This is a genomic window from Variovorax durovernensis, assembly GCF_977011995.1.
Window position 1 is genome coordinate 3,254,061 of record NZ_CDRNCW010000001.1, and the last position, 25,937, is coordinate 3,279,997.

Annotated in this window: 31 protein-coding genes; 24 read left to right on the top strand and 7 right to left on the bottom strand. The window is 66.3% G+C overall.

Going from position 1 to position 25,937, the window contains the following annotated elements; translation table 11 throughout:
- The first annotated feature begins 24 nt into the window (after positions 1 to 24).
- The 3 genes from ACWV14_RS15495 to ACWV14_RS15505 all read left to right on the top strand — a co-directional run bounded on the left by ACWV14_RS15495 (position 25) and on the right by ACWV14_RS15505 (position 2,190).
- On the top strand, positions 25 to 690 hold the full coding sequence (locus ACWV14_RS15495) for a Vgb family protein (protein WP_454909370.1): 666 nt from the start codon (positions 25 to 27) through the stop codon (positions 688 to 690).
- A gap of 38 nt (positions 691 to 728) precedes the next feature.
- Entirely contained in the window at positions 729 to 1,514 is a 786-nt protein-coding gene (locus ACWV14_RS15500; RefSeq protein WP_454909371.1) for a DUF899 domain-containing protein, read from the top strand.
- A 166-nt stretch (positions 1,515 to 1,680) separates the two neighbouring features.
- Positions 1,681 to 2,190: a hypothetical protein gene (locus ACWV14_RS15505; RefSeq protein ID WP_455342658.1), complete on the top strand. Its 510-nt coding sequence runs from the start codon at positions 1,681 to 1,683 to the stop codon at positions 2,188 to 2,190.
- On the opposite strand, the gene msrA is transcribed toward ACWV14_RS15505, so the two are convergent.
- The 4 genes from msrA to ACWV14_RS15525 all read right to left on the bottom strand — a co-directional run bounded on the left by msrA (position 2,187) and on the right by ACWV14_RS15525 (position 4,822).
- A complete protein-coding gene (gene msrA / locus ACWV14_RS15510) occupies positions 2,187 to 2,888 on the bottom strand; it encodes a peptide-methionine (S)-S-oxide reductase MsrA (protein WP_454909373.1) in 702 nt (233 codons plus the stop codon). The genes ACWV14_RS15505 and msrA overlap by 4 nt on opposite strands.
- Positions 2,889 to 2,990: 102 nt before the next feature.
- Positions 2,991 to 3,272 carry a pentapeptide MXKDX repeat protein gene (locus tag ACWV14_RS15515; protein ID WP_106934365.1) on the bottom strand — a complete coding sequence of 94 codons (282 nt, stop codon included), beginning with the start codon at positions 3,270 to 3,272 and terminating at the stop codon, positions 2,991 to 2,993.
- 103 nt (positions 3,273 to 3,375) lie between these two features.
- Positions 3,376 to 4,167, bottom strand: coding sequence for a molybdopterin-dependent oxidoreductase (locus tag ACWV14_RS15520; protein ID WP_454909374.1), 792 nt, complete (start codon positions 4,165 to 4,167; stop codon positions 3,376 to 3,378).
- A gap of 7 nt (positions 4,168 to 4,174) precedes the next feature.
- Positions 4,175 to 4,822: a cytochrome b/b6 domain-containing protein gene (locus ACWV14_RS15525; RefSeq protein WP_422086528.1), complete on the bottom strand. Its 648-nt coding sequence runs from the start codon at positions 4,820 to 4,822 to the stop codon at positions 4,175 to 4,177.
- A gap of 98 nt (positions 4,823 to 4,920) precedes the next feature.
- On the opposite strand from ACWV14_RS15525, the gene ACWV14_RS15530 reads away from it, so the two are divergent.
- The 4 genes from ACWV14_RS15530 to ACWV14_RS15545 all read left to right on the top strand — a co-directional run bounded on the left by ACWV14_RS15530 (position 4,921) and on the right by ACWV14_RS15545 (position 9,500).
- Complete coding sequence (locus tag ACWV14_RS15530) at positions 4,921 to 5,646, top strand: response regulator transcription factor (RefSeq protein ID WP_422086529.1); 726 nt, start codon at positions 4,921 to 4,923, stop codon at positions 5,644 to 5,646.
- A complete protein-coding gene (locus ACWV14_RS15535) occupies positions 5,643 to 7,142 on the top strand; it encodes a HAMP domain-containing sensor histidine kinase (RefSeq protein ID WP_454909375.1) in 1,500 nt (499 codons plus the stop codon). Before ACWV14_RS15530 ends, ACWV14_RS15535 begins: the two co-directional genes overlap by 4 nt.
- A 38-nt stretch (positions 7,143 to 7,180) precedes the next feature.
- Positions 7,181 to 8,143 carry a crotonase/enoyl-CoA hydratase family protein gene (locus tag ACWV14_RS15540; RefSeq protein WP_454909376.1) on the top strand — a complete coding sequence of 321 codons (963 nt, stop codon included), beginning with the start codon at positions 7,181 to 7,183 and terminating at the stop codon, positions 8,141 to 8,143.
- Between the two features lie 139 nt (positions 8,144 to 8,282).
- Complete coding sequence (locus ACWV14_RS15545; RefSeq protein ID WP_454909377.1) at positions 8,283 to 9,500, top strand: glycerophosphodiester phosphodiesterase; 1,218 nt, start codon at positions 8,283 to 8,285, stop codon at positions 9,498 to 9,500.
- A gap of 27 nt (positions 9,501 to 9,527) precedes the next feature.
- Here the strand turns inward: ACWV14_RS15545 and ACWV14_RS15550 are convergent, their stop codons facing one another.
- A complete protein-coding gene (locus tag ACWV14_RS15550) occupies positions 9,528 to 10,427 on the bottom strand; it encodes a transglutaminase family protein (protein WP_454909378.1) in 900 nt (299 codons plus the stop codon).
- A 123-nt stretch (positions 10,428 to 10,550) separates the two neighbouring features.
- Between ACWV14_RS15550 and ACWV14_RS15555 the strand changes: the two genes are divergently transcribed.
- Complete coding sequence (locus ACWV14_RS15555; protein WP_454909379.1) at positions 10,551 to 10,883, top strand: antibiotic biosynthesis monooxygenase family protein; 333 nt, start codon at positions 10,551 to 10,553, stop codon at positions 10,881 to 10,883.
- Positions 10,884 to 10,906: 23 nt separating this feature from the next.
- Here ACWV14_RS15555 and mnmC read toward each other — a convergent pair whose 3' ends face one another.
- Together mnmC and ACWV14_RS15565 are read right to left on the bottom strand one after the other, a co-directional pair.
- Complete coding sequence (gene mnmC / locus ACWV14_RS15560) at positions 10,907 to 12,748, bottom strand: FAD-dependent 5-carboxymethylaminomethyl-2-thiouridine(34) oxidoreductase MnmC (RefSeq protein ID WP_454909380.1); 1,842 nt, start codon at positions 12,746 to 12,748, stop codon at positions 10,907 to 10,909.
- Between the two features lie 126 nt (positions 12,749 to 12,874).
- Positions 12,875 to 13,147, bottom strand: coding sequence for an oxidative damage protection protein (locus ACWV14_RS15565; protein ID WP_012748083.1), 273 nt, complete (start codon positions 13,145 to 13,147; stop codon positions 12,875 to 12,877).
- Positions 13,148 to 13,284: 137 nt separating this feature from the next.
- Here ACWV14_RS15565 and ACWV14_RS15570 point away from each other — a divergent pair, with 137 nt between their 5' ends.
- The 16 genes from ACWV14_RS15570 to ACWV14_RS15645 all read left to right on the top strand — a co-directional run bounded on the left by ACWV14_RS15570 (position 13,285) and on the right by ACWV14_RS15645 (position 25,885).
- Positions 13,285 to 14,337 carry a sulfate ABC transporter substrate-binding protein gene (locus ACWV14_RS15570; protein WP_454909381.1) on the top strand — a complete coding sequence of 351 codons (1,053 nt, stop codon included), beginning with the start codon at positions 13,285 to 13,287 and terminating at the stop codon, positions 14,335 to 14,337.
- 129 nt (positions 14,338 to 14,466) lie between these two features.
- Positions 14,467 to 15,051, top strand: a complete 585-nt coding sequence (gene ssuE, locus ACWV14_RS15575; protein WP_454909382.1) for an NADPH-dependent FMN reductase — start codon at positions 14,467 to 14,469, stop codon at positions 15,049 to 15,051.
- A 123-nt stretch (positions 15,052 to 15,174) separates the two neighbouring features.
- Complete coding sequence (locus ACWV14_RS15580) at positions 15,175 to 15,312, top strand: hypothetical protein (RefSeq protein ID WP_454909383.1); 138 nt, start codon at positions 15,175 to 15,177, stop codon at positions 15,310 to 15,312.
- A gap of 31 nt (positions 15,313 to 15,343) precedes the next feature.
- Positions 15,344 to 16,300: a sulfonate ABC transporter substrate-binding protein gene (locus tag ACWV14_RS15585; protein ID WP_454909384.1), complete on the top strand. Its 957-nt coding sequence runs from the start codon at positions 15,344 to 15,346 to the stop codon at positions 16,298 to 16,300.
- On the top strand, positions 16,300 to 17,469 hold the full coding sequence (gene ssuD / locus ACWV14_RS15590; protein ID WP_454909385.1) for an FMNH2-dependent alkanesulfonate monooxygenase: 1,170 nt from the start codon (positions 16,300 to 16,302) through the stop codon (positions 17,467 to 17,469). Before ACWV14_RS15585 ends, ssuD begins: the two co-directional genes overlap by 1 nt.
- Positions 17,470 to 17,591: 122 nt before the next feature.
- The gene (gene ssuC / locus ACWV14_RS15595) at positions 17,592 to 18,437 is read left to right on the top strand and encodes an aliphatic sulfonate ABC transporter permease SsuC (RefSeq protein WP_454909386.1); all 846 of its coding nucleotides are present in this window, start codon (positions 17,592 to 17,594) and stop codon (positions 18,435 to 18,437) included.
- A 10-nt stretch (positions 18,438 to 18,447) separates the two neighbouring features.
- Positions 18,448 to 19,422 carry an aliphatic sulfonate ABC transporter substrate-binding protein gene (locus ACWV14_RS15600; protein ID WP_454909387.1) on the top strand — a complete coding sequence of 325 codons (975 nt, stop codon included), beginning with the start codon at positions 18,448 to 18,450 and terminating at the stop codon, positions 19,420 to 19,422.
- A gap of 5 nt (positions 19,423 to 19,427) precedes the next feature.
- Positions 19,428 to 20,270 carry an ATP-binding cassette domain-containing protein gene (locus ACWV14_RS15605; protein WP_454909388.1) on the top strand — a complete coding sequence of 281 codons (843 nt, stop codon included), beginning with the start codon at positions 19,428 to 19,430 and terminating at the stop codon, positions 20,268 to 20,270.
- Positions 20,271 to 20,308: 38 nt separating this feature from the next.
- Entirely contained in the window at positions 20,309 to 21,598 is a 1,290-nt protein-coding gene (locus tag ACWV14_RS15610) for an O-acetylhomoserine aminocarboxypropyltransferase/cysteine synthase family protein (protein WP_454909389.1), read from the top strand.
- A gap of 16 nt (positions 21,599 to 21,614) precedes the next feature.
- Positions 21,615 to 22,211, top strand: a complete 597-nt coding sequence (locus ACWV14_RS15615) for a malonic semialdehyde reductase (protein ID WP_454909390.1) — start codon at positions 21,615 to 21,617, stop codon at positions 22,209 to 22,211.
- Positions 22,212 to 22,286: 75 nt separating this feature from the next.
- Entirely contained in the window at positions 22,287 to 22,502 is a 216-nt protein-coding gene (locus tag ACWV14_RS15620; RefSeq protein ID WP_007829250.1) for a TOBE domain-containing protein, read from the top strand.
- A gap of 278 nt (positions 22,503 to 22,780) precedes the next feature.
- Positions 22,781 to 23,446, top strand: a complete 666-nt coding sequence (locus tag ACWV14_RS15625; RefSeq protein ID WP_454909633.1) for a peptidoglycan recognition protein family protein — start codon at positions 22,781 to 22,783, stop codon at positions 23,444 to 23,446.
- A complete protein-coding gene (locus tag ACWV14_RS15630; RefSeq protein ID WP_454909391.1) occupies positions 23,443 to 24,006 on the top strand; it encodes a hypothetical protein in 564 nt (187 codons plus the stop codon). Before ACWV14_RS15625 ends, ACWV14_RS15630 begins: the two co-directional genes overlap by 4 nt.
- A gap of 164 nt (positions 24,007 to 24,170) precedes the next feature.
- The gene (locus tag ACWV14_RS15635) at positions 24,171 to 24,659 is read left to right on the top strand and encodes a rhodanese-like domain-containing protein (RefSeq protein WP_454909392.1); all 489 of its coding nucleotides are present in this window, start codon (positions 24,171 to 24,173) and stop codon (positions 24,657 to 24,659) included.
- A gap of 42 nt (positions 24,660 to 24,701) precedes the next feature.
- Positions 24,702 to 25,619 (top strand): serine O-acetyltransferase EpsC, encoded by a 918-nt coding sequence (epsC, locus tag ACWV14_RS15640; RefSeq protein WP_422086550.1) that lies wholly within the window; start codon positions 24,702 to 24,704, stop codon positions 25,617 to 25,619.
- Positions 25,616 to 25,885: a helix-turn-helix domain-containing protein gene (locus ACWV14_RS15645; protein WP_081269389.1), complete on the top strand. Its 270-nt coding sequence runs from the start codon at positions 25,616 to 25,618 to the stop codon at positions 25,883 to 25,885. Before epsC ends, ACWV14_RS15645 begins: the two co-directional genes overlap by 4 nt.
- Positions 25,886 to 25,937 lie beyond the last annotated feature (52 nt).

Below are 25,937 nucleotides of genomic sequence, written 5' to 3' on the forward strand. Positions count from 1 at the left end.
TTTCAGGCGCACCAGGAGCCAACGATGAGCAACAAGACAGCCAGCGCCGCAGTTCATGCGGCAGAGATCGTGCGCGAATACGGACCCTTCGCGGGCTCCGACAAGGTGGCCGGCGTCACGCACGACGGCCAGCGCGTGTGGGCCGCCACCGGCGCCGCGCTGGTGGCCTTCGACCCCGCCAGCGGCGAGGCCACGCGCACGCTAGACGTGGCCTGCGACGCCGGAACGGCCTTCGACGGCACCCACCTCTACCAGATCGTCGATGCGCGCATCGACAAGATCGACCCCGTCAGCGGCAAGGTGCTGGCGTCCATTCCGGCCCCGGGCAAGGGGCTCGACTCCGGCCTGGCCTGGGCCGAGGGCAGCTTGTGGGTGGGCGAGTACCGCAACCGCAAGATCCACCAGATCAACCCCGAGACCGGCGCGGTCGTGCGCAGCATCGAGTCCAACCGCTTCGTCACCGGCGTGACCTGGGTCGACGGCGAACTGTGGCACGGCACATGGGAAGACGACGAGAGCGACATCCGCCACATCGACGCGCAGAGCGGCGCCGTGCTCGAGCGGCTCGAAATGCCGCGCGGCGTGGGGGTGAGCGGCCTGGAGTCCGACGGCGCGGATCTTTTCTATTGCGGTGGCGGCAACAGCGGCAAGGTCCGCGCCGTGCGGCGCCCGAAGGCGGCCAGGTCCTGATCGCCGCTTCATCACCTTCCAACAAGGAGCACTGAATCATGAACACAGCCATTGCCGAGCCATCAGGCATCCAGAACCATCCCGTCGTGCCGGGCGACCGCTGGCTCGCCGAGCGCAAGACGCTGCTGGCGCGAGAAAAGGAACTGATGCGCCTGCAGGACCAGATCGCCCGTGAACGCCGCGCATTGCCGTGGGAGCGCGTTCGCAAGAACTACGTGTTCGACACGCCCCAAGGCAAGCGCACGCTGGCCGACCTGTTCGAGGGCCGCCGCCAGCTGGTGGTGCAGCACTTCATGCTCGGCCCGGGATGGGGCGAGGGCTGCCCGAGCTGCTCCTACATGGCCGACCACACCGACGGCATGAACGTGCACCTGGCGCAGCGCGACATCAGCTTCGTGGCCGTCTCGCGCGCGCCCCTGGCCGAGATCGCCCGCTTCCGCGAGCGCATGGGCTGGCGGTTCGATTGGGTGTCGTCCAACGGCAGCGACTTCAACCACGACTTCCACGTCAGCTTCACGTCCGACGAGCTGGCCGCGGGCGATGTCGACTACAACTACGGCAAGCGCTCATTTCCGGCCTCGGAGGCACCCGGCGTCAGCGTGTTCTACAAGGACGACGCGGGCGACGTCTTCCACACCTACTCGACCTATGGCCGCGGCGTGGAAGTGATGATGGGCGCCTACAGCCTGATGGACCTCACGCCCCAGGGCCGCGGCGAACGCGACGTGCCGCACAAGATGGAGTGGGTGCGCCATCACGACCGCTATGAGCCGGCGGCGGCCGGGAAGGCGGCTGCGGATTCGTGCTGCTCCCACCGCGCCTGAGCCCGGCGCTGCTTAACCGATCGGGCATGTCATGGCGAGCCTTTGGCCCTGGCTGGCCGTCGCCGGCCTTGGCGCCCTACATGGACTGAGCCCGGCGAACGGCTGGATGTTCGCTGCCGCGTGCGGCGTACAGGCCCGCGACGGGGCGCAGGCGCGGCGGGCCCTGTTGCCGATCGCGGTCGGGCATGGCGCGTCGGTCGCCGTGGTGGCGTGGGGCTTCGCCTGGGGCATGTCGATGGAGCATGCGCGGGTGCAGGGCGTAGCCGGCCTGCTGCTGGTGGGGGTGGCGGCCTACCGCTGGCTGCGCGGCGAAGCGCGGCAGGTCGGGCGTAGAGCTTCCGGAATCAGGGCGGGACAGTTAGGCATCGCGCTCTGGTCTTTTCTCATGGCCACCGCGCACGGCGCCGGGCTGATGCTGGTGCCGGCGCTCATGCCGCTGTGCCTGGCCGACAACCCGGCACGCGAGATCACCGCGTCGGGCTCGCTGCTGCTGGCGCTGGCGGCGGTCGGGGTGCACACGGCCGCGATGCTGGCAACGACCGGTGCCATCGCCTCTGGGGTGTGCCGCGGCATGGCCTTGCACCCCCGGCTCATGGGCGAGCGTTTCCAGCGCCACGCCTGGACGGTCGCGCTGGCAACCACGGGCGTGCTGCTGGTCGTGCTTCGCGGCGGCTAGCCGGCTTTCGCGGTCTTCACCAGCGAAGGCGTCGCCTTGTAGACCTCGGGGAACAGCTTCTTCAGATCCTCGATCTTCGGCAGGTCGTTGATCGCGATGTAGGGCTGGTTCGGGTGCAGCGTCAGGTAGTCCTGGTGGTAGTCCTCGGCTGCGAAGAAGGGCTTGGACATTTCGACCGTGGTGGCCAGCGGCTTGCCGTAGGTCTTGGCCTGGTTGAGCTGCGCGATGTATTCCTTGGCGATGCGCGCCTGCTCGGCGTTCTCCGCGAACACGGTCGAGCGGTATTGCGTGCCGGTGTCGGGCCCCTGGCGGTTCAGCTCGGTCGGGTCGTGCGCCACCGAGAAGTAGATCTGAAGCAGCTTGCCGTAGCTGATCTGCTGCGGGTCGTAGGTGATGCGGACCGACTCGGCATGGCCGGTGCGGCCCGAGCCGACGTCTTCGTAGCGGGCCGTCTTGGCGTCGCCGCCGGCATAGCCGGAGACCGCATTGCTCACGCCCTTGACGCGCTGGAACACACCCTGCACGCCCCAGAAGCAGCCACCGGCGAAGACGGCGGTCTCGGTCTTGGCCGTGGGGGCGGCGGCTAGGTCGGCCGTGGGGGCCGGCACGCGGCGCGAGGTTTCCGCGGACGAGGGCACGGCATACCAGACGAGGGCCGCGGCGGCCAGGGTGCCTGCGGTCAGTGCGAAGGATTTCATTGGCTTTCCTTTCAGGAGGCTCCTGTTGAATGGCGCGACATTGACGCCCAATCCGCCGTTCGTCAAATGAAGGGGGCGGACCGGGCGACCCGCGCCCGGTGCTTACTTTGACATCGAATCCTTGGACATGGAGTCCTTGGACATCGAGTCCTTCTTCATGGCGTCCTTGGACATGCTGTCCTTCGCCATCGAATCCTTCTTCATGCCGTCCTTGGACATCGAGTCTTTCGACATTGAATCCTTCGCCATCGAGTCTTTCTTCATGGCGTCCTTGGACATCGAGTCCTTGGCCATGCCGTCCTTGGCCATTTCGTCGGCGGCAAAGGCAGAGGCGCCGGCGAAGGCGATGCAGGTAGCGAGCAGGGTTGCGGTGAGCTTGTTCATTTGGAGTCTTCCAGTTGAGGTGTCATTTTTCAAAAAGATCGGCCTGGTTCCTTGGAACACGGCCTCGCGCTTTCATCGGCAGTCGAGCGGCTGTGGCAGCCCCTCAGCTCCCTCCGAACCAGTTGTAGCCCTGGTCTTCCCAGTAGCCACCGGAATAGGTGTTGGTGACGAACATCGCCTTGATGTGCTTCGGGTTCTTGTAGCCAAGCTTGGTCGGCATGCGCAGCTTCATCGGAAAGCCGTACTTGGGCGGCAGCGGCTGCCCGTCGTAGGTCAGCGTCAGCAGCGTCTGCGGGTGCAGCGCGGTGGGCATGTCGATGCTGGTGTAGTAGTCGTCGGCGCACTTGAAGCCCACGTACTTGGCGGTGGTGTCGGCGCCGATGCGGCGCAGGAAGTCGGCAAAGCGCACGCCGCCCCAGCGGCCGATGGCGCTCCAGCCTTCCACGCAGATGTGCCGGGTGATCTGGTCTTCCTGCGGCATGGCGCGCAGCTCGGCCAGCGTCCAGGCATGCCTGTCGGCGACCATGCCGGTCACTTCGAGCCTGTAGCCGGCTTCGTCGACCACGCGCACTTCGTCTTCGCCGTAGTAGGCGTTGAACGGGAAGGGGCGGGTGATCTCGGCTTCGGTGTAGGTCGGCGCAAGCTGCGTGGGGCTGAAGATCAGGCCCTGCACCTTGTCGTTGAAGCGCGAGATCTTCGTCAGTGCGGCATCGACCTGCGCGTTGTCGCTGATGCTGCAGCCCGTGAGCAGCGACAGGCCGCCGAGCGTGAGCGAGCGTTGCATGAAGAGGCGGCGCGACGGCTGGTCGAGCTTCTTTTCGATCAGCGAGCGGGCTTCGCGCAGCACGGCCTCGCCGTCGATGCCGCTCAGGGTGGGTGCCTTGAAGATTTTCATGGTTGGGTCAGGCCTTGGGCGCACGGCCGCGGAGCATGGTGAGAAGGGTGCGGGGCACCAGGGCCACCATCACCAGGTGCACGACGACGAAGGCCACGATGGCGGCCATCGCAAAGAAATGGATGCGGCGCGCGAATTCGTAGCCGCCCAGCAGGTCGCGCAGCACCGCGAACTGCACCGACTTCCACAGCACCAGGCCCGACAGCACGATCACGATCAGGTCGAGCATCACGAACAGGTAGGCCAGCTTCTGCACGCTGTTGTAGCGGCGCGGGTCGGCGTGAGAGAGCTTGCCCTTGAGCGCAGCCAGCGCGTCATGCAGCACGCCGCGCGGCGTGACCGGAAAGAACTTGGCCGCCAGCCGGCCGCTGGCGATGTTCAGCACCAGGTACACCAGTCCGTTGAACACCAGCAGCCACATGGCGGCAAAGTGCCACTGCAGCGCGCCGCCCAGCCAGCCGCCGAGCGTGACCACGGTGGGAATGGTGAACGGGAAAAACGGCGACGCGTCGTAGATGCGCCAGCCGCTCGTCACCAGGATCAGCACCGCCAGCGCATTGAGCCAGTGCGTGATGCGCATCCACAGCGGATGGATGGGGCGGCGATCTGCCTCGGGGGCCTTGGCGGCAGGAGGAGCGATGGCTGTGCTGTTCATGGGGCGGATTGTTGGGCGCACCCCATGGCCGATTCATCACGCAAACTTCAATTAATCGTGATAACTCCAAAGCCCGTATCGCGGGAGAATGCCACCCCATGGACACAGCCAAGCGCGTGCTGATCGTCGAGGACGACGCCCACATTGCCGAACTTCTGCGCATGCACTTGCGCGACGAGGGCTATGCGGTCGAGCATGCCGCCGATGGCCATGCCGGCCTGCGCGAGCTGGAGCGCGGCAACTGGGATGCGCTGGTGCTCGACCTGATGCTGCCCGGCATCGACGGCCTCGAAATCTGCCGCCGTGCCCGCGCCATGACGCGCTACACGCCGATCATCATCATCAGTGCCCGCTCCAGCGAGGTGCACCGCATCCTCGGGCTGGAGCTGGGCGCCGACGACTACCTGGCCAAGCCCTTCTCTGTGCTGGAGCTGGTGGCGCGGGTGAAGGCGCTGCTGCGGCGCACCGACGCGCTGGCCCGCAATGCACGCATGGAGTCGGGCAGCCTCACGCTGGGCAACCTCGACATCGAGCCGCTGGCGCGCGAGGTGCGTGTGGACGGCAAGCTCATCGAACTCACGCCGCGCGAATTCGACCTGCTGTACTTCTTCGCCCGCAACCCCGGCAAGGTGTTCTCGCGGCTCGACCTGCTCAACCAGGTCTGGGGCTACCAGCACGACGGCTACGAGCACACAGTTAACACCCACATCAACCGGCTGCGCATCAAGGTCGAGGCCGATCCGGCGCAGCCGCGGCGCATCCTCACGGTGTGGGGGCGGGGCTACAAGCTGTCGCCCAACGCGAACGGGGAGGACTCGGCATGATGGCCTGGAGCACGCTGTCGCGGCGGCTCTCCGCCGTGTTCGCGGTGCTGCTGCTGGTGTGCTGCGGCGCCTCGGCATGGCTGCAGATGCGCTCCAACGGCATCCACGAGCAGGAGGTCGTGCAGCGCCTGTCGCTCGGCTTGGCGGCGCACATCGCCGAGAACTCCGAGCTCATGAAGCCCGGCGGGCTCAACCAGGAGGCGGTGAAAGACCTGTTCGACAAGCTGATGGCCGTCAATCCGAGCGTGGAGGTCTACGTGCTGGGCCTGGACGGCCGCATCAAGGCACAGGCGGCGCCACAGGGGCACCTGAAGCGCGACGCGGTCGGGCTGGAGCCGATTCGCAAGCTGCTGGCGGGCGCGCCGCTGCCCATCGGGGGGGACGATCCGCGCAGCCTCACCGCTTCGAAGGTGTTCAGCGCCGCGCCGCTGCGCATGGATGGGCGCGACGCGGGCTATGTCTACGTGGTGCTGCAGGGCGAGGACCACGATGCGCTGGTCGCCAACGTGGCAACCGACAACGTGCTGCGCACCACGCTGTGGTCGATGGGGCTGGTGGCATTGCTCGGGCTGCTGGCGGGGCTTGCGGCCTTTCGCCTCATCACCCGGCCGCTGCGCGAGTTGACGGCGGCGGTGAAGCGCTTCGAGACCGAGGGCATCGCCTCCATGGAGCGCGAAACCCCCACGCTGGAGCGCCTGTCGCGAGGCACCGACGAAATCGCGCAACTGGGCCAGGCCTTCACGCAGATGACGCGGCGCATTGCCGAGCAATGGCGCGAACTCACGCTGCAGGACCAGCAGCGCCGCGAGCTGTTCGCCAACATCTCGCATGACCTGCGCACGCCGCTCACCTCGCTGCACGGCTACCTCGAAACCCTGCTGCTCAAGGCCGGCACGCTCAGCGAGGAGGAGCGCCGGCGCTACCTTGAAATCGCGCTCGGCCAGAGCCGAAAGGTCGGCCGGCTCGCGCAGGAAGTGTTCGAGCTGGCCCGGCTCGAGTACGGCGTGGTGAAGCCCGAGAAAGAAAACTTTGCGCTGGCCGACCTGGTGCAGGACGTGTTCCAGAAGTTCGAGCTGGCGGCCGAGGCGCGCCATCAGCGGCTGAAGCCCGACATCGCGCCGGGCCTGCCGGTGGTCTCGGCCGACCTGGGAATGATCGAGCGTGTGCTGACCAACCTGCTCGACAACGCCATCCGCCACACGCCGGCGGGCGGAGAGATCGTGGTGCAGCTGCGCCCGGAGAACGCCGGCGTGACGGTGCAGGTGAGCGACACGGGCCCGGGCATTCCGGGCGAGCTGCAGAAGTCGCTCTTCATGCGGCCAGTGTTCATGAGCGGCTCGCGCACCGACAGCGCGAGCAGCGGCGGGCTGGGCCTGGTGATCGTCAAGCGCATCCTGCAACTGCACGACAGCGACATCCGCCTGGTGCAGCAGCCCGACAAGGGGGCTGTGTTCCGCTTCCAGCTGGGTGGTGCGGGGAGCGCGGCAGGGGCCTGAGCGGCTGTTTGCCTGGGTTGGGGGGCGATGCTACAAGCGTGGCGCGACCCGTTCCAAAACACAGGAGACAAGAGACCATGCCAGTTTTCGACACCGTCCTGATCGACAAGGACCCGCAGCATCCGCGCATCGCGCGCCTCGTGCTCAACCGCCCCGAGAAGCTCAATGCCATCGGCGAGACCACGCCCTCGGAGATCCGCCGCGCGGTCGAGTGGGCCGAGGCCGACGACGAGGTACACGTCATCGTGGTCGAGGGCGCGGGCCGCGCCTTCTGCGCCGGCTACGACCTCGGCGACTACGCCGAGGGCCACGGCCGCGAGGGGCAGGGCGACCATCCCTGCCGGCAGGAAAAGACGCCGTGGGACCCGATGCTCGACTACGCCGCCATGAAGGGCAACACCGACGACTTCATGGCCCTGTGGCGCAGCCGCAAGCCCACCATCGCCAAGGTGCATGGCTACGCGGTGGCCGGCGGCAGCGACATCGCACTGTGCTGCGACCTGCTCACCATGGCTGACGACGCACGCATCGGCTACATGCCCACGCGCGTGTGGGGCTGCCCGACCACCGCCATGTGGACCTACCGGCTCGGCGCCATGCGCGCCAAGCAGCTCATGTTCACCGGCGACACCATCGACGGCAAGCAGGCGGCCGAATGGGGCCTGTCGAACTTCTCGGTGCCCGCCGACCAGCTCGACGAGGCCACGCTGAAGCTGGCCCTTCGCATCGCGGGCGTGCCGCGTTCGCACCTGATGATGCACAAGCTGGTGGTCAACCAGGTCTGGCATTCGATGGGTTTGGAACAGAGCCAGATGTTCGCAACCGTGTTCGACGGCATCACGCGTCACAACCCGGAGGGCATGTGGTTCCGGCGGCAGGCGGAGGCCGAGGGCTTCAAGAGCGCCGTCGCGTGGCGCGACAGCGGGCGGCCGATTCCTGAGGGCGACGAGGCCCGCGCACGCATCGCGGAGCTCGAAGCGAAGCTGGCCACGCGCGGCTGAGCTGGCGCGCACCGTCGCGTGGCCAATGTCACGCGACCGACATTTCCTCCCTCGATGATCCGGCGCGCCTTTTGCCAATCCGTTTGACGGCAAAAGACGTGTGAATTTACATCGATGTGAACAAAAGGGAGGAATTTGGATGCAGTTATTTGATTTTTCGAGGATCGCGCTGGCGGCTGGTGCTTGCGCGTTCATGGCGGCATGTGGCGGTGGCAATGGCGGTGTAGCGCCGATGCTGCCGGTCTTGCCGGCTTCACCGCCGCCAGCGGCTCCCGCACCTGCACCTGCACCGGCCCCGGCGCCCGTCGAAGCGGCACCCCCGCTCGTCATCGGGCATCGCGGCGCATCGGCGCTTCGGCCCGAACACACGCTGGCTTCGTACCAGCAGGCCATTGAAGACGGAGCCGATTTCATCGAGCCTGACCTCGTGGCCACCAAGGACGGCGAACTCGTCGCCCGCCACGAGAACGCCATCGCCATCGTCAAGGACGGAAACCTGGTCGAGGCCACCACCAACGTGGCCGACGTACCGAAGTTCGCCAGCCGCATGACCACCAAGGTGATCGACGGTACCCCCATCACCGGCTGGTTCACCGAGGACTTCACGCTGGCCGAGCTGAAGGAGCTCAAGGCCCGTGAGCGCATTCCAAAGCTGCGCCCGGCCAACGTGTCGTACAACGACCAGTTCCAGGTGCCCACGCTCGACGAAGTGATCCAGCTCGCCAAGTCGCAGTCGGTGGCCAAGGGCCGCGTGATCGGCATCTACCCCGAGACCAAGCATCCGACATACTTCCGCTCGATCGGCTTGCCGCTCGAAAAGAAGCTGCTCGACACGCTGCAGAAGCATGACCTGAACAAGGCCGAGGCGCCGGTTTTCGTGCAGTCCTTCGAAACCGGCAACCTGAAGGACATCCGCCTGAAGAGCACGGTGAAGATCGTCCAGCTCATCGACGGGCAGGGCGCGCCCTACGACCTCGTGGCCCTGAGCGACAAGCGCACCTACTCCGATCTCGTGAAACCCGAAGGCCTGGCCGAGATCGCGACCTACGCGCAGGGCATCGGCGTGGCCAAGGCGCGGGTGATCCCGGTGGCTGACGGCAAGCTCGGCGCACCGACCACGCTCGTGAAGGACGCGCACGACAGGAAGCTGCTGGTCCATATCTGGACGATCCGCCCGGAGAACAACTTCCTGCCGGACAGCCTCAAGAAAGAGCCGAAGACCGATCCGATCGTGCTGGGCGACACCGCCGGGGAGATCAAGGCCTTCCTTGACGCGGGGATCGACGGACTCTTCGCCGACAGCCCTGCCACGGCGGTGCCGGCGGTCAAGGCCTATCGCGCGGCGCGGCCGAGGTAAGGGCGCGAAAGAAAGACGGGCGGCGCCTCAGTTCTTGCGGCGCGTGACCACCACCGTCGCCTCGAGGCCTTCATAGGCCTCGGCATCGCCGTACCAGCTGCCGGAGATCGGCGCTGCCTGCGCCGGGTCGCGCGTGACGCCGACCCGGATCAGCTGGCCGCTGCCCATCAGGTTGTTGGTCGGGTCGAAGGCCATCCAGCCGATGCCTGGCAGGTAGGCCTGCAGCCATGCATGCGTGGTGCCGGCGCCGGTCATCGAATCGCCCTTGGCCTGCGCCGCGGTGTCGAGCGCGGCGTCGTAGATGTAGCCTGAGACGAAGCGCGTGGCGATGCCCAGGCGCCGCGCCGCTTCCATCATCAGCAGCGCGTAGTCGCGGCAACTGCCGCTGCCCAGCGCCAGCGTGGCGAGCGGCGTCTGCGTGCCTTCTTCGTCGCGCGCCTTGTATTCGAGGCTCTGGCCGATGTGCGCGTTCATGCGCGCGAGCACCTCGCGCGTGCTGTTGGGCTTGTCGGTATGCAGGAACTGGTGGGCCCAGCGGATCAGCGTGCCCTGCGTGTCGTCGTCGTGGTGCGGGCGCAGGTAGTGCTCGAGGTCCAGGCGTTCCTGCACCGAATAGGCGAAGGGCAAGAATTCGGCGGCGGGATCGAGCGCCAGCTGGTCCTGCTGGGCGGGCACGTGCTCGATGGTGAAGGAGCACACGATGCGCAGCTCGGTCGCCTCGCCCATCGGCTGCACCAGCGCGACGGAGTTGGAGTGCGGGTCCTGGATCAGCCGGGTGAACGCATCCGGGCTCACCTGCAGGTCGGTGGCCAGCACCCGCAGGTCATGGCTGTCGCGCGGACGGAACATCACGCGGTGCAGACCGAAAGTGACCGGCTTGTTGTAGCGGTAGACGGTGGTGTGCTTGATGTCGTATTGGGTGGCCATGCGGTGCATTCTGGGGCCTTCGCGCGACAAGAGGTGGAATGCGGCGGGCACTTGCCGCAGAATCGGCGCCCGCCCGCGCTTCGACGGGCTTTTTTTCGACTTGCCGGGAGGTTCCGACTCGCCATGTACTCCGCCACCTTCATCTTTGCCAAGAAGCAGTTCGACGACGAGTTCCACCGCCTCGACCAGACCATTGCCGCCGCAGCGAAGTCGCTGCCCGGCTACTTGGGCGAGGAGACGTGGGAGAACACCGGCAACGGGCTGGTGTCGAACGTCTACTACTGGGACTCGCTGGACAGCCTGCAGGCGCTGATCCGCCACCCCGTGCACCAGCAGGCGAAGGCGGCGCAGGCGAACTGGCTCGACGGGTACAAGGTGGTGATCTCCGAGGTACTGCGCACCTACGGCGACAACCGCATCGACCACATGCTGGCGCCTTCGGGGCAGCCGGGCTGACGAGCAGCCCGAAGGGGCGCGGCTCAGAGGCGCTGGGTGCCCAGTGCCTTGGCCAGCGTGGCTAGCAATGGCAGCGGCTCTGCGTGCCATTGCGCGGCCAGCAGTTCGGCGCACAGCGCGGCGAAGCTCAGGCCGCGCGAGCCCAGCGCGGTGCAGGCCCAGAGGCCCGTGGCAGATCCATCGAGTGGGCCGACCAGCGGACGCCGGTCGCCCGAGGCGCAGCGGATGCCCACCCAGGCGTCGACCTCGCCGCGTGCGAACGAAGGCGCCAGTGCGGCGGCGGAAGCGGGGTGCAGCCGGCTCAGCCGTTCGCGGTTCGCATCGGCGTCGGCCGCTGTCGCTGCGAGGTCGGTGCTGTCGCGGTCGAAGGTCGCACCGGCCAGCCAGATCTGGGCGCCCGCGCCGTCGGGCACATGGGCGATCAGGTGGCCGTCGCCGTTGATCGGAGTGGCGGGCATGTCGGCGCCATCGGGCATGGGCCCCCAGGCGACCTGGCCGCGCACCGGTTGCAGTGGAAGGGCGGGTGCGAAGCGGCCTGATTCATGGCCGGCGCAGATGACCACGCGGTCCGCCTCGACGAGCATCTGGCCCGCCGGGTCGAAGAGCTGCCAGCCGCTGTTCGGTTTCCGCTCCAGCCGCGCCACGCGGCAAGCGCCGCGAAACTCGACGCCCGGCTGGCGCAGCCAAGCGGCGATCAGCCGGTGCGGCCGCACCCACGCCGCGCGCTCATGCCAGAGCGCAGCGGTGTCGCCGGACAGGCCGAGGGTGGCCAGTTGCCCGGCATTCGCGGGCCAGGATTCGTTGGGGCCGTTGCCGCTCCAACTATTGGGAACGCGCACGTCGCCGTCCGGCCGGCGCTCGAGCACGCCGCTTGCGCGCCAGTCGCGGCCTTCTTCCAGCAGCCTTTCGAGTTCCGTCCAGGTGGCGCGGATGCCGGCGCGCGTGAGCCGCGACAGCAGCGCATCGTCAGGCGACACATGCGGCGCAAGCATGCCAACCGGCAGCCCCGAAGCGCCGGACGCGGGCCAGTCAGCCGCATCGAGCACGGTGACCTGCCAGCCGCGCCGCGCCAGGCTCGCCGCCACCGCCGTACCGGCCAGGCCGGCGCCGATGACGGCGCAGCGCCCTGGCGCTTCGATGCGCTCGGGCACGGGTTCGCGCCGACGCACCGTCCAGGCGGGTGCGAACACGCCGCGCAGGCAATCGCGCTTGGGCGGCAGGCCCTGGTACTTTTCGACCGTGAAGCCGTATTGGCCGAGCGCATCGCGGATCGCCCGTGCGATGGTCCAGGTGGCGATGCGGGTGCCTTGCCGTGCAAAGCGCGACACAGCCTTCAGCGTGTCCGCCGACCACATGTCCGGGTTCTGCTGCGGGCTGAAGCCGTCAAGAAAGATGCTGTCGGCCTCGAAGCGCTGCGCGCGCAGCATCGGCTGCACGTCGCCGATGCACAGCGTGAGCAGCACCTGGCCATCGTCGAAGGCCAGCCGGTGGAAGCCGGGCAGCAGCCCGTGCCACTGCGCGGCCAGCTCGCCGGCCAGCGCCGCAAGCTCAGGGTAGGCCCCGGCCGCGCGCAGCAGGTCGTCGGGCGAGACCGGATGCGCCTCGATCGAGACGAAATGCAGCATGCGCGGCCGCCCGGGATCCGCGCGCCACGCCTGCCAGGTTGTCAGGAAATTGAGGCCCAGCCCGAAGCCGGTTTCGAGAATCAGCCATTGCGGCTGTCCGATCCAGGCCTCGGGCAGGCCGCAGCCGCCCAGGAACACATGGCGCGATTGCGCCAGTGCGCCGGTTTCGGTGTGATAGATGTCGTCGAAGCGCTCGCTGCGGGGGACGCCGTCGGCGCGCCAGGTCACTGGTTCAGCCATGACGGAACGATCCAGGGGGCCTCTTCACCAGGGGTACCGCGGAACCGGCTTTGCCGGGCCGCTGGTGCCGCCCCCTGGAAGGGGGTTGGCGAAGCGACACGAAGTGAAGTGCGCGAAGACTGGGGGTCAGTTCGATGGCGGTACGTAGCCCTGGGCCACGTCGGCGCCTTCGCCGAAGAAGTGCTTTTCCATCTGGCGCGCCAGGTATTGGCGGGCACGCAGGTCGGCCAGATTCAGCCGGTTTTCATTGACCAGCATCGTCTGCTGCTTGAGCCAGGCGGCCCAGGCCTCCTTGCTGACGTTCTCCCACAGGCGCTTGCCCAGTTCTCCGGGATAGGGCGGGAAGTCGAGCCCTTCGGCCTCTTTGCCGAGCTTGATGCACTGAACCATGCGTGCCATTTCTGTTGCCTCTGGTGGGGAAAGCGGTTGCTTAGTTGATTTCGCTATTTAGAACTGAAAACTTGGTCGTTCCAGTTTCTATATGTCGTATTGAGAATACGCAGCTTCATTGATATGCCTTTTTAGAGCAAGACACCATGAGCCTTCGCCGCGACTTTATCAAGCTTTCCCTGGGTGCCGGCGTGGCCGGTGCCATGGCCCTGTCGGCATTGCCGGCGTTTGCCCAGGGTGGGGTGGGCCCCGTGACGCTGCTGAACGTGTCGTATGACCCGACCCGCGAGCTGTACGTGGACTACAACCAGGCCTTCGCGAAGTACTGGAAGGCCAAGACCGGCCAGGACGTGTCGGTCAAGCAGTCGCACGGCGGCTCGGGCAAGCAGGCCCGCTCGATCATCGACGGCATCGACGCCGACGTGGCCACCCTGGCCCTGGGCGGCGACATCGACGCGCTCGTCACGCACGGCGGCCTCGTCAAGCCCGACTGGCAAAAGCGCCTGCCGCACAACTCGGCGCCGTACACCTCGACCATCGTGTTCCTGGTGAAGAAGGGCAACCCCAAGGGCCTGAAGGACTGGGATGACCTCATCAAGCCCGGCGTGCAGGTGATCACCCCCAACCCCAAGACCTCGGGCGGCGCCCGCTGGAACTACCTGGCGGCATGGGAGTTCGCCAAGCGCAAGTACGGCGGCCCAGATGGAGGTAACAGCAAGGCCAAGGAATACATCGGCAACCTGTTCAAGAACGTTCCTGTGCTCGACACCGGCGCGCGCGGCTCGACCATCACCTTCGTGCAGCGCGGCGTGGGCGACGTGCTGCTGGCCTGGGAGAACGAAGCCTTCCTGGCGCTGAAGGAATTCGGCCCCGAGAAGTTCGAGATCGTGGTTCCCTCCATCTCCATCCTGGCCGAGCCCAGCGTGGCGGTGGTCGACAAGGTCGTCGACAAGAAGGGCACGCGTGCCGTGGCCGAGGAATACCTGAAGTACCTGTACTCGGACGAAGGCCAGGACATTGCCGGGCGCAACTTCTACCGCCCGACGTCGGAGAAGGCCAAGGCCAAGTACGACAAGCAGTTCCCCAAGCTCACGCTGGTGACCATCGACCAGGCCTTCGGTGGCTGGGCGAAGGCGGACAAGGAGCACTTCGCGGATGGCGGCTCCTTCGACCAGATCTACGCACCTAGGCAAAAGTAACCCCCCAGGCTGCGCGCACTTCGTGTCGCTTCGCCCACCCCCCTGCCGGGGGCGGGCCGGCCGCTTCGGGCGGCCGTGCGCGGCGGCCCTCACGCATTCGCGCTCCTTTTCATCGAACCAAGGTTTTCTGTGTCCGTTCTCCTGATTGCCGGTAGCCCTTCGGCCCCGTCCCGTTCCACCGCCTTGCTCGAAGCGGTGGGTGAGCGGCTGGCCCAGCGCCATGCGCGGATCGAGCGGCTCGCCATCCGCGACCTGCCGGCGCAGGCGCTGCTGCTGGCCGAGTGGAACCATCCGGCCATCGTCGATGCGATCGCCAAGGTGGCCGAGGCCCGCGTGGTCGTGGTGGCCACGCCGGTCTACAAGGCCGCCTACAGCGGCGTGCTCAAGGTCTTTCTCGATCTGCTTTCGCAGAACGCCCTCAAGGGCAAGACGGTGCTTCCGCTGGCCACCGGCGGCAGCCCGCACCACATGCTCGCGCTCGACTACGCGCTGCGGCCCGTGCTGCAGTCGCTGTCGGCGCGCCACATCCTGCCGGGCGTGTACGCCAGCGATTCGCAGATCACGCTGACGCCCGAGAACGCCTACCAGGTGCATCACGACCTGGCCGAACGGCTCAACGAGGCCGTCGAAGTGCTGGCCACCGAAGGCCTGAAGCTGCCCGCGACCCACGGCTTCGAGCCAGTGCCCTTTTCCCGCGTGCGATGTAGCGTCTGAAGCCGGGGCTCCGCGCGAGCCCGGCTCTTTCGACCTCATCCCTGATCCCGCTTTTTGAGAACCGCCTGTGCGCGGCGCGGGAGAGCTTTTGCCCGACGTTTTGCAACACCAAGGAATCCACGCATGAACCCCGTTGCCACCGAAGACTCCGTGCTCGACACCTCGCCGCGCTCCCTCTGGCACGCGCTGGGCGATCTGGCTGCCAGCGTCATCGTCGTCAGCGCCGTCGCGCTGATCGTGAGTTTCATCGCCGCCGCGTGAGCACGCGGCGCATCCACATCCAAGCATTGCCATGACATTGATTTCCACACCCCGACGCCGGCTCATCCAGGGCGTTGCAGCCGCCGCCGTGCTGCCATCGTTCGCCGCGCTGGCTCAGGCGCCCGCGCGCCAACTCCGCATCGGCAACCAGAAAGGGCCGCTGAGCGTTCTCAAGGGCCGCGGAACGCTCGAGAAGCGTCTGGCGCCGCTGGGCGTGACCGTGAAGTGGACCGAGTTCACCGCCGGCCCCGTGCAGCTCGAAGCACTGAACGTCGGCTCGATCGACTTCGGCGACGTGGGCGAGGCTCCCCCCATCTTCGCGCAGGCTGCCGGTGCGCCGCTGGCCTACGTGGCTGCCACCGTGCCGCGTCCGAAAGCCGAGGCGGTGCTCGTGCCCAAGAGCTCGGCCATCAAGACCGTGGCCGACCTGAAGGGCAAGAAGATCGCGCTCAACAAGGGCTCGAACGTCCACTACTTCATCGTCAAGCTGTTCGAGAAGCACGGCCTGCCGTACACCGACCTGAACCTGGTCTACCTGCCGCCGGCCGATGCGCGCGCCGCCTTCGAGAAGGGCTCGGTCGATGCCTGGGTCATCTGGGACCCGTTCCTGGCCGCGGCCGAGAAGTCGCTCGACGCGCGCATCCTGGCTGACGCAACCGGCGTGGTGGGCAACCGCGCGTACTACTTTTCGTCGCTCGACTACGTGGCCAAGAACGCCGACGTACTGGCCATCGCGGTCGAGGAAATCAACAAGATCGACGTCTGGGGCGCAGCCAACAAGGGCGACTACGCGGCCGAGCTGTCCACCCTCTGGGGCCTGCCGAAACCGGTGGCCGATCTTTCCGTGGGCCGCGTGGACTACGGCACCGCAGCCATCACCAAGGCCATCCTCGCCGAGCAGCAACAGATTGCCGACACCTTCTTCGCGCTGAAGCTGATCCCCAAGAAGATCAACGTGCTCGAAGCCGCCGGCGCGGGAGTCGCGTGATGCAGATCTTCTGGTTCCTTCCGACGCACGGCGACAGCCGCTATCTGGGCACGAGTGAAGGCGCGCGTCCCGTCGACCTGGCCTACCTGCAGCAGATTGCCGGCGCGGCCGACAACCTCGGCTACGAGGGCGTGCTCATTCCCACCGGCCGCTCTTGCGAAGACCCGTGGGTCATTGCGTCGAGCCTGATCGGCGCGACGAAGAAGCTCAAGTTTCTGGTGGCGGTGCGCCCGGGCCTTCACCAGCCCAGCCTGGCCGCGCGCATGGCCGCGACCTTCGACCGGCTCTCGGGCGGCCGCCTGCTGGTGAACCTGGTGACCGGCGGTGACCAGACCGAGCTGGAGGGCGACGGCGTCTACCTCGACCATGCCGCGCGCTACGAGCAGTCGGCCGAGTTCATCCGCATCTGGCGCGAGATCATCGCGCGCAGCCACGACGGGCAGTCCTTCGACTACGAGGGCAAGCACCTGAGCGTGAAGGGCGCCAAGCTGTTGTACCCACCCGTGCAGAAGCCGTATCCGCCCGTGTGGTTCGGCGGCTCTTCGGCCGCGGCGCACGAGCTTGCGGCGGAGCAGGTCGATGCGTACCTCACCTGGGGCGAGCCGCCCGCGGAAGTCGCCAAGAAAATTGCCGACGTGCGCGCACGCGCCGAGCGCAAGGGCCGCAAGGTGGAGTTCGGCATTCGCCTGCACGTGATCGTGCGCGAGACCGAGGACGCCGCGTGGAAGGCGGCAGAGGAACTGATCAGCCGCGTCGACGACGAGACCGTGATCCGCGCGCAAGCCGCCTTCGCGCGCATGGATTCCGAAGGCCAGCGCCGCATGGCCGCGCTGCATGCGGGCGGTGCCAAGCGCTCGCGCGCCGACCTCGAGATCGCGCCGAACCTCTGGGCCGGCGTCGGCCTGGTGCGCGGCGGCGCAGGCACGGCACTGGTGGGCGATGCGAAGACCGTCGCCGCGCGAATCGAGGAATACGCGGCACTCGGCCTCGACAAGTTCATTCTGTCTGGCTACCCGCACCTCGAGGAGGCCTACCGCTTCGCCGAGCTGGTGTTCCCGCTGCTCTCGCGCAAGGCGAAGACGCAGCTGGCAGGCGGCTCGCTCAGCGGCCCGTTCGGCGAAGTCGTCGCCAACCTCGACGCCCCCTCGCGCCTCGTTTCCCAAAGCTAGAAATGACGCACACCCCCAGTCTTCGCGCACTTCGTGTCGCTTCGCCAACCCCCTTGCAGGGGGCAACACCAACGGCCCGGCGAAGCCGGTTCCGCGGTGTTTCTTGAAAAGAAGGGAACTGTATGACCGAACAAGTTCAGGAACTGCCGGCCGTCGCGCCGGCCGAAAGCGAAGGCAACGTGTTCAAGTCCTTTGCGGTCAATGTCGCGAAGCGGCTGGTGCCGTGGCTCGTGCCCGTGGGGCTCATCGTGTTCTGGCAGATCGCTTCGTCGCTGGGCTGGCTCAGCACGCGCGTGCTGCCGGCACCGGTGGATGTGGTCAAGGCCGCGTGGAACCTCACGGTGTCGGGCGAGCTGTGGACGCACGTGAAGGTCAGCGCCGGCCGCGCGCTGGCGGGGCTGGCCATCGGCGGCGGGGCGGGGCTGGCGCTGGGCCTGCTCACCGGCTCGGTGAAGTTCGCCGAGACGCTGCTCGACTCCACCATCCAGATGGTGCGCAACATTCCGGCGCTGGCATTGATTCCGCTGGTGATCCTGTGGTTCGGCATCGACGAATCTGCCAAGCTGTTTCTGATCTCGGTGTCGGTGTTCTTCCCGATCTACCTGAACACCTTCCACGGCATCCGCAACGTCGATCCGCAACTCATCGAGATGGGCCGCACCTACGGTCTGTCGCGCTGGCAGCTGTACCGCGAGGTGATCCTGCCGGGCGCACTCTCGTCCATCCTGGTGGGCCTGCGCTTCTCGCTGGGCCTGATGTGGGTGATCCTGATCGTGGCCGAAACCATCTCGGCGCAGGCCGGCATCGGCTACCTCACGATGAATGCCCGCGAGTTCCTGCAGACCGACATCGTGCTGGTGGGCATCCTGCTGTACGCGCTGCTCGGCAAGCTGGCCGACCTGTTCGCGCGCGGCCTGGAGCAGTGGTGGCTGCGGTGGCATCCCGGCTACCAGCGCAAGGCGAAGTGAGGGCAGGGGCATGACGACGCATTCATCCGACATCTCGCGCCGCACGGCCATTGCGACGCTGGCTGCGCTGGCCTCGGGCACGGTGCTCGCACAGGGCTTGGCCACGCGGCCCGTTACCGTGCGGCTGGGCTACCAGAAGTCTTCCACGCTGATCGCGGTGCTGAAGGCGCAGGGCACGCTTGAAAAGCAACTGGCGCCGCTCAACGCCACGCTGAGCTGGCACGAGTTCACCAGCGGCCTGCCGCTGCTCGAGGCGTTGAACCTCGACAACCTGGACATCAGCGCCGACGTGGCCGACACCGTGCCGGTGTTTGCGCAGGCAGCGGGTGCCGAGCTGACTTTCATCGCGCAGGAAGCGCCGTCGCCCGCGGCCCAGGCCATCGTGGTGCGCGAAGACTCGCCGATCAGGACCGTGGCCGATCTCAAGGGCAAGAAGGTCGGCTTCGCGAAAGCAGCCGGCGCGCACTACCTGCTGATTGCCGCGCTCGACAAGGCCGGCCTGTCGTTCAGGGACATCGAGCCCGCCTACCTCACGCCCGCCGATGGCCGTGCCGCTTTCGAGAAGGGCGCCATCGACGCATGGGTGGTGTGGGACCCGTTCCTGGCTGCCGCACAGCGGCAGTCGAAGGTGCGCGTACTGGCCGACGGCGCGGGCATCGCGTCGTACCAGCGCTACTACCTTGCCAGCACCAAGTTCGCGAAGGCGCGGCCCGACGTGCTGCGCGTGGTCTACGCCGAGCTCGAGAAGACCGGCAAGTGGGTCAAGCAGAACCCGAAGGACGCTGCAGCGCTGCTGTCGCCCGTGTGGGGCCTGGACGCCGCGACCATCGAGCAGGCCAACGGCCGCCGCAGCTACGCGGTGCGGCCGGTGGTAGCCGAGGGTCTGACCGAACAGCAGCGCATCGCCGATGCCTTCTTCGCCGAGAAGCTGCTGCCCCGAAAAATCGATGCGCTGAATGTGGCGCTGTTCAAACCCGGAGCCTGAAGCCCATGAGTGCCGTCCTGAAAGACATCGAACCCCAGGCCCCTTCGCAGGCGATCCCCGGCGGTGTGCGCCTGGAAGCGCGCGGCCTGCACAAGCGCTACGGCGCGCGCGAGGTGCTGCGCAACACGCGGCTCACCATCGAGCCCGGCCAGTTCATCGCCATCGTCGGGCGCAGCGGCTGCGGCAAGAGCACGCTGCTGCGGCTCATCGCGGGGCTGGAGCAACCCACATCCGGCGGGCTCTACACCGACGGCAACCAGGTGCACGGCCTGCACGACGACACCCGCATCATGTTCCAGGAGGCGCGCCTCTTGCCGTGGCGCCGCGTGCTCGACAACGTGACGCTGGGCCTGCCGAACGACGCCAAGGGGCGCGGCAAGGAAGTGCTCGCGCAAGTCGGCCTGGCCGACCGCGAGAACGAATGGCCTGCGCGCCTGTCGGGCGGCCAGCGGCAGCGGGTGGCACTGGCGCGCGCGCTGGTGCACCACCCGCGCCTGCTGCTGCTCGACGAGCCGCTGGGCGCGCTGGATGCATTGACGCGCATCGAGATGCACCGGCTCATCGAGAACCTGTGGCAGCGCCACCGCTTCACCGCACTGCTGGTGACGCACGACGTGCAGGAAGCCGTGGCGCTGGCCGACCGCGTGATCCTCATCGAGGACGGCCGCATCGCGCTCGACGAGAACATCGCGCTGGCCCGCCCGCGCTCGCAGGGCGACCCGGCCTTTGCCGCAATTGAGAAACGAATCCTCGACAGGGTGCTGCAGAAGCCGGAAGACACCGCGCCCGAGAGCACCGACGCCAGCTGGCTCGGCACACCCGCGCATGCGTTGCGCTGGGCAATCTGAGTCTTTTTCTCCATCAGTCCATCCTGAAAGGTAGTCGCATGTCGCAGAACTGGAAATTCGAAACCCTGTCGGTGCACGCCGGCTATTCGCCCGAACCGACCACCCGCGCGGTCGCGCCCCCCATCTACCAGACGGTGGCGTATGCCTTCGACAGCGCGCAGCACGGCGCGGACCTGTTCGACCTGAAGGTGCCAGGCAATATCTACACCCGCATCAACAACCCGACGCAGGACGTGCTGGAGCAGCGCGTGGCCGCTCTGGAAGGCGGCATCGCCGCGCTCGCGCTGGCCTCGGGCCAGGCGGCCGTGACCTACGCGATCCAGACCATCGCGGAGGCGGGCGACAACATCATCAGCAGCACCGCGCTGTATGGCGGCACCTACAACCTGTTTGCCCACACGCTGCCGCAGTTCGGCATCACCACGCGCTTCGCGGACCACCGTGATCCGTCCAGCTTCGAGAAGCTGTTCGACGACAAGACCAAGGCGGTGTTCGTCGAATCGCTGGGCAATCCGGCGGGCAACGTGACCGACATCGCGGCCATTGCCGAGATCGCGCACCGCCACGGCGTGCCGCTGATCGTCGACAACACCGTGCCGTCGCCGTACCTGAGCCGGCCCATCGAGCACGGCGCCGACATCGTGGTGCATTCGCTCACCAAGTACCTGGGCGGCCACGGCACCAGCATCGGCGGCGCCATCGTCGACTCGGGAAAATTCCCGTGGGCCGAGCACAAGCAGCGCTTCAAGCGCCTGAACGAGCCCGACGTGAGCTACCACGGCGTGGTCTACACCGAGGCGCTGGGCCCTGCCGCCTACATCGGCCGTGCGCGCGTGGTGCCGCTGCGCAACACGGGCGCGGCCATCTCGCCGTTCAACGCCTTCCTGATCCTGCAGGGCATCGAGACGCTGGCGCTGCGCATGGACCGAATCAGCAGCAACGCACTTGCGGTGGCGCAACACCTGAAGCAGAGCAAGGCCGTGAACTGGGTGAACTACGCGGCGCTCGAAGACCACCCCGACTACCCGCTGGCGAAGAAATACTTCGGCGGCCGCTCCAGCGGCGTGCTGACCTTCGGCATCGGCGCGGGCCGCGAGGGCGGGGCGAAGTTCCTCGATGCGCTGAAGCTCTTCACGCGCCTCGTGAACATCGGCGACGTGCGCTCGCTGGCTACGCACCCGGCCTCGACCACGCACCGGCAACTGTCACCTGAAGAACTGGCCAGAGCCGGCGTTACGGAAGACACCGTTCGCCTGTCGGTCGGCATCGAGCACATCGACGACCTGATCGCCGATCTCGACCAGGCCCTTGCCGCCGCATCGAACTGAAAGACCTTTTGAAGAAATGACCGCACTGCAATCCATCCCTGAAGCCGCGCTGGACCAGCTGTTCCGCAAGGCCCGCACCGTGCACGCGTTCAAGCCGGTGCCGGTGACCGACGAACTGATCCACAAGCTATACGACCTCGTGAAGTGGGGCCCGACCGCCTTCAACGCCCAGCCGGCACGCTACGTGTTCGTGCGCAGCGAAGAGGCCAAGGCGAAGCTGAAGCCGGCGGTGTCTGCGGGCAACACCGCGCAGACGCTGGCCGCCGGCGTGACGGTTATCGTGGCGCACGACACGCGCTTCTATGAGCACCTGCCCACGCAGTTCCCTGCCTACGACGCCAAGCCGCTCTTCGAGAAGAGCGCCGAAGCCGCGCAAGCCACCGCCTTTCGCAACAGCAGCCTGCAAGGCGCCTACCTGATCCTGGCGGCGCGCTCGCTCGGCCTCGACGCGGGGCCGCAGTCGGGCTTCAACGCGGAGCTGGTCGACAAGGCCTTCTTCCCAGATGGCCGCTACAGGGCCAACTTCCTGGTGAACCTTGGCGTGGCCGACCACGCTGGCACCTTCGAGCGCGGCCCCCGGTTGGCGTTCGAAGAGGTGGCCGAGATCGTCTGACGGCAGCCACCACTTCACTCATCTTTTTTCGTGCTTTTCCTGAACGAATTTCCTCAACCCGAAAGAGAAACCATCATGTCCATTCAAGCCATCAACGTCCGCAACCAGTTCAAGGGCAAGGTCCGTGAAATCATCCGCGGCGACGTCGTCTCCGAAGTCGATGTCGAGACCGCCTGGGGCATCGTCACCTCGGTCATCACCACGCGCTCGGTCGACGAACTGCAACTGAAGGTGGGCTCCGACGTGGTCGCGCTCGTGAAGTCGACCGAGGTTTCGATCGCGAAGCTCTGACGGACCCTCGGGCATCTGCGACAACCCGGCGCTGTCATGGCGCCGGGTTTTTTCGTTTCTGGGGTGATTGTTTGCAGTCGTTTTTGGGGGCTTACAAGCATGTCGAAATCGAATGTGCTGAATTTCAGGAATCCGATGAATCTTTGAAAACCACGCTTCTGTCCTGAAGACGCCGCCATAGCATGCGCCGCGAGATCGTGGCTCGTGCCGTCCATCGGCGTGCTGCTGCATCTCGCGAAGAGTTGAAAACCAAGCAGAAATCTTCAGGGAGTCACCGCATGCGTGTGGAAATGGATGAGCATGGAATGATCAATCACGCGCGAGTCAGGCACGCTCGCAGCACCCAGATCGAAAGAGGAAAAAGAGCCGGAGCCATCACAGGAATCGTTGTGCATCAGACAGACGCCGATACTTCGGCGTCTTCCTTGAACAGCTACAGACAGTCGGGGGCCAATGGCGCGCACTTTCTCATCGACAAGGATGGGACCATCTATCAGACTGCGGCGATTTATCAACGGACGAATCATGTGGGGCCGCTGAAGGCACGATGCCTGGTGATACCGAAGTGCAAGATGTCCGACTTTCCTCCAAGGGCAAGTCCGACGCAGATGCATCGCATCGAGATGCTCAAGGCGCCTGCGGACCGCTATCCGAGCAATATGGAAGCTATCGGGATCGAGATGGTTGGAAGGACGAGGCTCCCCTCGAGTGTGAGGCTGCTCCCCACAGAGTTGACGTGGCCTCCCGAAAAGGTGCGGGCCAAGTACGCTGTATTCGAAACGCCGACTGCTGCTCAAAATCAATCTCTCTCGTGGCTTGTCAGAGTGCTTCAAAATTCGATGCAAATTGCTGCGGAAGAGGTCTTTCGTCATCCTGTGGTCAGCAGAAAAAATCCAACTGAGGCACAGGGCGCAGATTGGAATCTATCGGTACCAGCACCATGACCAACTCAAGACTTTTCATGGCTGCTGCGGCGCTCGCTGTGGCTGTAATTTCGTTCTCGGCGCAGGCCGCGGACCGGCGATACCCCATTAGCTATGTCAAGAAGGTGGAGGTCACGCATCCTTCACACCGAAGCGCTTGGGAAAACAAGGATTTTCTGGATTGCGACGATGTCGTCCTTACAGAGGAAGACGTTCTATATGCCCTGAGGTATATGCACAGGATTTCGTGGAAAGCCTACGACCCGGAGAAGATGGACACCACGGGCTGTGAAGGGCAAGCGCTTGTGACGTTCAAGAACGGAAAAATCCTCGCGATGGGAATTGAGCCCACCGGGCGGATCAGCACCGCAGAGTTCGATTCCAAGATGAAATCGACGGCGAGTCCCCTGGGCTTCTACGAATGCCATCCGTGCGGAGAACGCAAGATGGCTCTTCTCAAGGACGCGTTGAATCGCGCTGATGAGCGCAGGCTCAAGCGAATGGAAGCCGAAGGGCGGATCCCACCTGGCGAGGCGGAAATCCTGCTGAAGAAGACGCGGGCTGGTCGTGAAAGGCCATGACTTGCTTTTCAAGGCTGCATCATTCAGTGATCGTGCGCACCAGCCTATACAACGGCTGGTTGTTAAGAACCGACTTTTCGGTTGTTTGAGCTTCGGCCCGTGGCTTCTACAGTGGTGGTTATCGCCATCAAGGCGCATGCAACGCACAACAGGAGCCTCACAGCATGTCAGTGGAACTCGAAGAAGAACTCGTCGTCGCCTTGCCCGAAGCACTTGAACAGGCGCGCGCCAAGGCCGCCGAAAGCAATTGGCCCTATGCCGGCGGCGTGACGCCGCCGGTGGCCTGGGAACTGGTGCAGAAGGGCCATGCAGTGCTGGTCGACGTGCGCTCCGGCGAGGAGCGCAAGTTCGTCGGCCATGTGCCTGACAGCCTGCACGTGGCCTGGGCCACGGGTACGGCGCTCACGCGCAATCCGCGCTTCGTGCGCGAACTCGAAGCAAAGCTGGCAAAGGACGGCGGCAAGGACGCCGTGGTGCTGCTGCTGTGCCGCAGCGGCAAGCGCTCGGCGCTGGCAGCCGAGGCGGCGGCCAAGGCCGGGTTCACGCAGGTGTTCAACGTGCTCGAAGGCTTCGAGGGCGAGATCGACGCGCAGCAGCACCGCGGCGGCTCCGACGGCTGGCGCTTCCACGGCTTGCCGTGGGTGCAGGACTGAATCCACGTCGAACAGACAGACATCCACGGGAGAACAGTGCACATGGCCCATTTCGAAGTGAGCGACATCGTCCGCGCGCTGCACGGTGTGCGCGACGAATGGCGCGATTCGCAGCGCCGCTCGCGCGAGCCCGGCGCACGCGAGTTTCCGTCGCGTGACGCGCTCGCGCAGATCGTCGAGTCGCTGAAGGGCGCGCTTTTTCCGATGCGGCTCGGCCCGCCGGACCTGCGCCATGAGAGCGAGGATTTCTACGTCGGCCACACGCTCGATGCCGCCCTGCAGGCGCTGCTGTTGCAGGCGCGGCTGGAGCTGAATTTCAACGCCCGCCACGAGCCGCGCTCCGCGAGCGAAATCGACGATGCCGCCACGGAGGCAGTGCGCCGATTCGCAACCGCGCTGCCGGGCCTGCGCCGCCTGCTCGACAGCGACGTGCTTGCCGCCTACCAGGGCGACCCCGCCGCGCGCAGCGTCGACGAGGTGCTGCTGTGCTACCCCGGCGTGCTGGCGATGATTCACCATCGCCTCGCGCACGAGCTCTACAAGCTCGGCCTGCCGCTGCTGGCGCGCATCGTCGCGGAATTGGCACACGGACAGACCGGCATCGACATCCACCCCGGTGCGCAGATCGATGCGGGCTTCTTCATCGACCACGGCACGGGCGTCGTGATCGGCGAGACGGCGGTCATCGGCAAGCGCGTGCGGCTCTACCAGGCGGTCACGCTCGGCGCCAAGCGCTTTCCGACCGACACCGAAGGCAACCTGCAGAAGGGTCTTCCAAGGCATCCGGTGGTGGAGGACGACGTGGTGATCTACGCCGGCGCGACCATCCTCGGGCGGGTCACGCTCGGAAAGGGTGCCGTCATCGGCGGCAATGTGTGGATCACCGACGACGTGCCGCCGGGCGCGAGCGTCACGCAGGCCAGCCTGCAGAACGCACCCAAGGCAGGTGGAGCAGCATGAAAGCATTCGTCGAAGACTTCGGAGTCACCATTCGCCAGCTGCGCGAGGGCAAGGGCTGGTCGCAGGAGGAGCTGGCCGAGCGTTCCGATCTGAACCGCTCCTACGTGGGCGAGATAGAGCGCGGCCGTGTCATTCCGTCGATCGTCACCGCGCAGAAGCTGGCCACCGCATTGGGCATCAACATGGTCGGCTTGCTCATGCGCTGCGAGCAACTGGAGCAATCGCGTCTTGCAAGAAGGATCAACTTGGCGGCTATAGCCTGTTGAGGGAAAACCCGTGGCCGCCGGACACTGGCGTCCACTTTTTCCTCAACCCACG

Coding starts and splice junctions, on each gene's coding strand:
- ACWV14_RS15605 (WP_454909388.1), top strand. CDS start 19,428: ATGAGTGCCGTCCTGAAAGACATCGAACCCCAGGCCCCTTCGCAGGCG.
- ACWV14_RS15545 (WP_454909377.1), top strand. CDS start 8,283: ATGCAGTTATTTGATTTTTCGAGGATCGCGCTGGCGGCTGGTGCTTGC.
- ACWV14_RS15495 (WP_454909370.1), top strand. CDS start 25: ATGAGCAACAAGACAGCCAGCGCCGCAGTTCATGCGGCAGAGATCGTG.
- ACWV14_RS15520 (WP_454909374.1), bottom strand. CDS start 4,167: ATGAAAATCTTCAAGGCACCCACCCTGAGCGGCATCGACGGCGAGGCC.
- ACWV14_RS15630 (WP_454909391.1), top strand. CDS start 23,443: ATGACCAACTCAAGACTTTTCATGGCTGCTGCGGCGCTCGCTGTGGCT.
- ACWV14_RS15585 (WP_454909384.1), top strand. CDS start 15,344: ATGACATTGATTTCCACACCCCGACGCCGGCTCATCCAGGGCGTTGCA.
- ssuD (WP_454909385.1), top strand. CDS start 16,300: ATGCAGATCTTCTGGTTCCTTCCGACGCACGGCGACAGCCGCTATCTG.
- ACWV14_RS15565 (WP_012748083.1), bottom strand. CDS start 13,147: ATGGCACGCATGGTTCAGTGCATCAAGCTCGGCAAAGAGGCCGAAGGG.
- ACWV14_RS15615 (WP_454909390.1), top strand. CDS start 21,615: ATGACCGCACTGCAATCCATCCCTGAAGCCGCGCTGGACCAGCTGTTC.
- ssuC (WP_454909386.1), top strand. CDS start 17,592: ATGACCGAACAAGTTCAGGAACTGCCGGCCGTCGCGCCGGCCGAAAGC.
- ACWV14_RS15625 (WP_454909633.1), top strand. CDS start 22,781: ATGCGTGTGGAAATGGATGAGCATGGAATGATCAATCACGCGCGAGTC.
- ACWV14_RS15535 (WP_454909375.1), top strand. CDS start 5,643: ATGATGGCCTGGAGCACGCTGTCGCGGCGGCTCTCCGCCGTGTTCGCG.
- ACWV14_RS15500 (WP_454909371.1), top strand. CDS start 729: ATGAACACAGCCATTGCCGAGCCATCAGGCATCCAGAACCATCCCGTC.
- mnmC (WP_454909380.1), bottom strand. CDS start 12,748: ATGGCTGAACCAGTGACCTGGCGCGCCGACGGCGTCCCCCGCAGCGAG.
- ACWV14_RS15610 (WP_454909389.1), top strand. CDS start 20,309: ATGTCGCAGAACTGGAAATTCGAAACCCTGTCGGTGCACGCCGGCTAT.
- ACWV14_RS15525 (WP_422086528.1), bottom strand. CDS start 4,822: ATGAACAGCACAGCCATCGCTCCTCCTGCCGCCAAGGCCCCCGAGGCA.
- epsC (WP_422086550.1), top strand. CDS start 24,702: ATGGCCCATTTCGAAGTGAGCGACATCGTCCGCGCGCTGCACGGTGTG.
- ACWV14_RS15555 (WP_454909379.1), top strand. CDS start 10,551: ATGTACTCCGCCACCTTCATCTTTGCCAAGAAGCAGTTCGACGACGAG.
- msrA (WP_454909373.1), bottom strand. CDS start 2,888: ATGAAATCCTTCGCACTGACCGCAGGCACCCTGGCCGCCGCGGCCCTC.
- ACWV14_RS15635 (WP_454909392.1), top strand. CDS start 24,171: ATGTCAGTGGAACTCGAAGAAGAACTCGTCGTCGCCTTGCCCGAAGCA.
- ACWV14_RS15620 (WP_007829250.1), top strand. CDS start 22,287: ATGTCCATTCAAGCCATCAACGTCCGCAACCAGTTCAAGGGCAAGGTC.
- ACWV14_RS15530 (WP_422086529.1), top strand. CDS start 4,921: ATGGACACAGCCAAGCGCGTGCTGATCGTCGAGGACGACGCCCACATT.
- ACWV14_RS15570 (WP_454909381.1), top strand. CDS start 13,285: ATGAGCCTTCGCCGCGACTTTATCAAGCTTTCCCTGGGTGCCGGCGTG.
- ACWV14_RS15600 (WP_454909387.1), top strand. CDS start 18,448: ATGACGACGCATTCATCCGACATCTCGCGCCGCACGGCCATTGCGACG.
- ACWV14_RS15580 (WP_454909383.1), top strand. CDS start 15,175: ATGAACCCCGTTGCCACCGAAGACTCCGTGCTCGACACCTCGCCGCGC.
- ACWV14_RS15645 (WP_081269389.1), top strand. CDS start 25,616: ATGAAAGCATTCGTCGAAGACTTCGGAGTCACCATTCGCCAGCTGCGC.
- ACWV14_RS15515 (WP_106934365.1), bottom strand. CDS start 3,272: ATGAACAAGCTCACCGCAACCCTGCTCGCTACCTGCATCGCCTTCGCC.
- ACWV14_RS15550 (WP_454909378.1), bottom strand. CDS start 10,427: ATGGCCACCCAATACGACATCAAGCACACCACCGTCTACCGCTACAAC.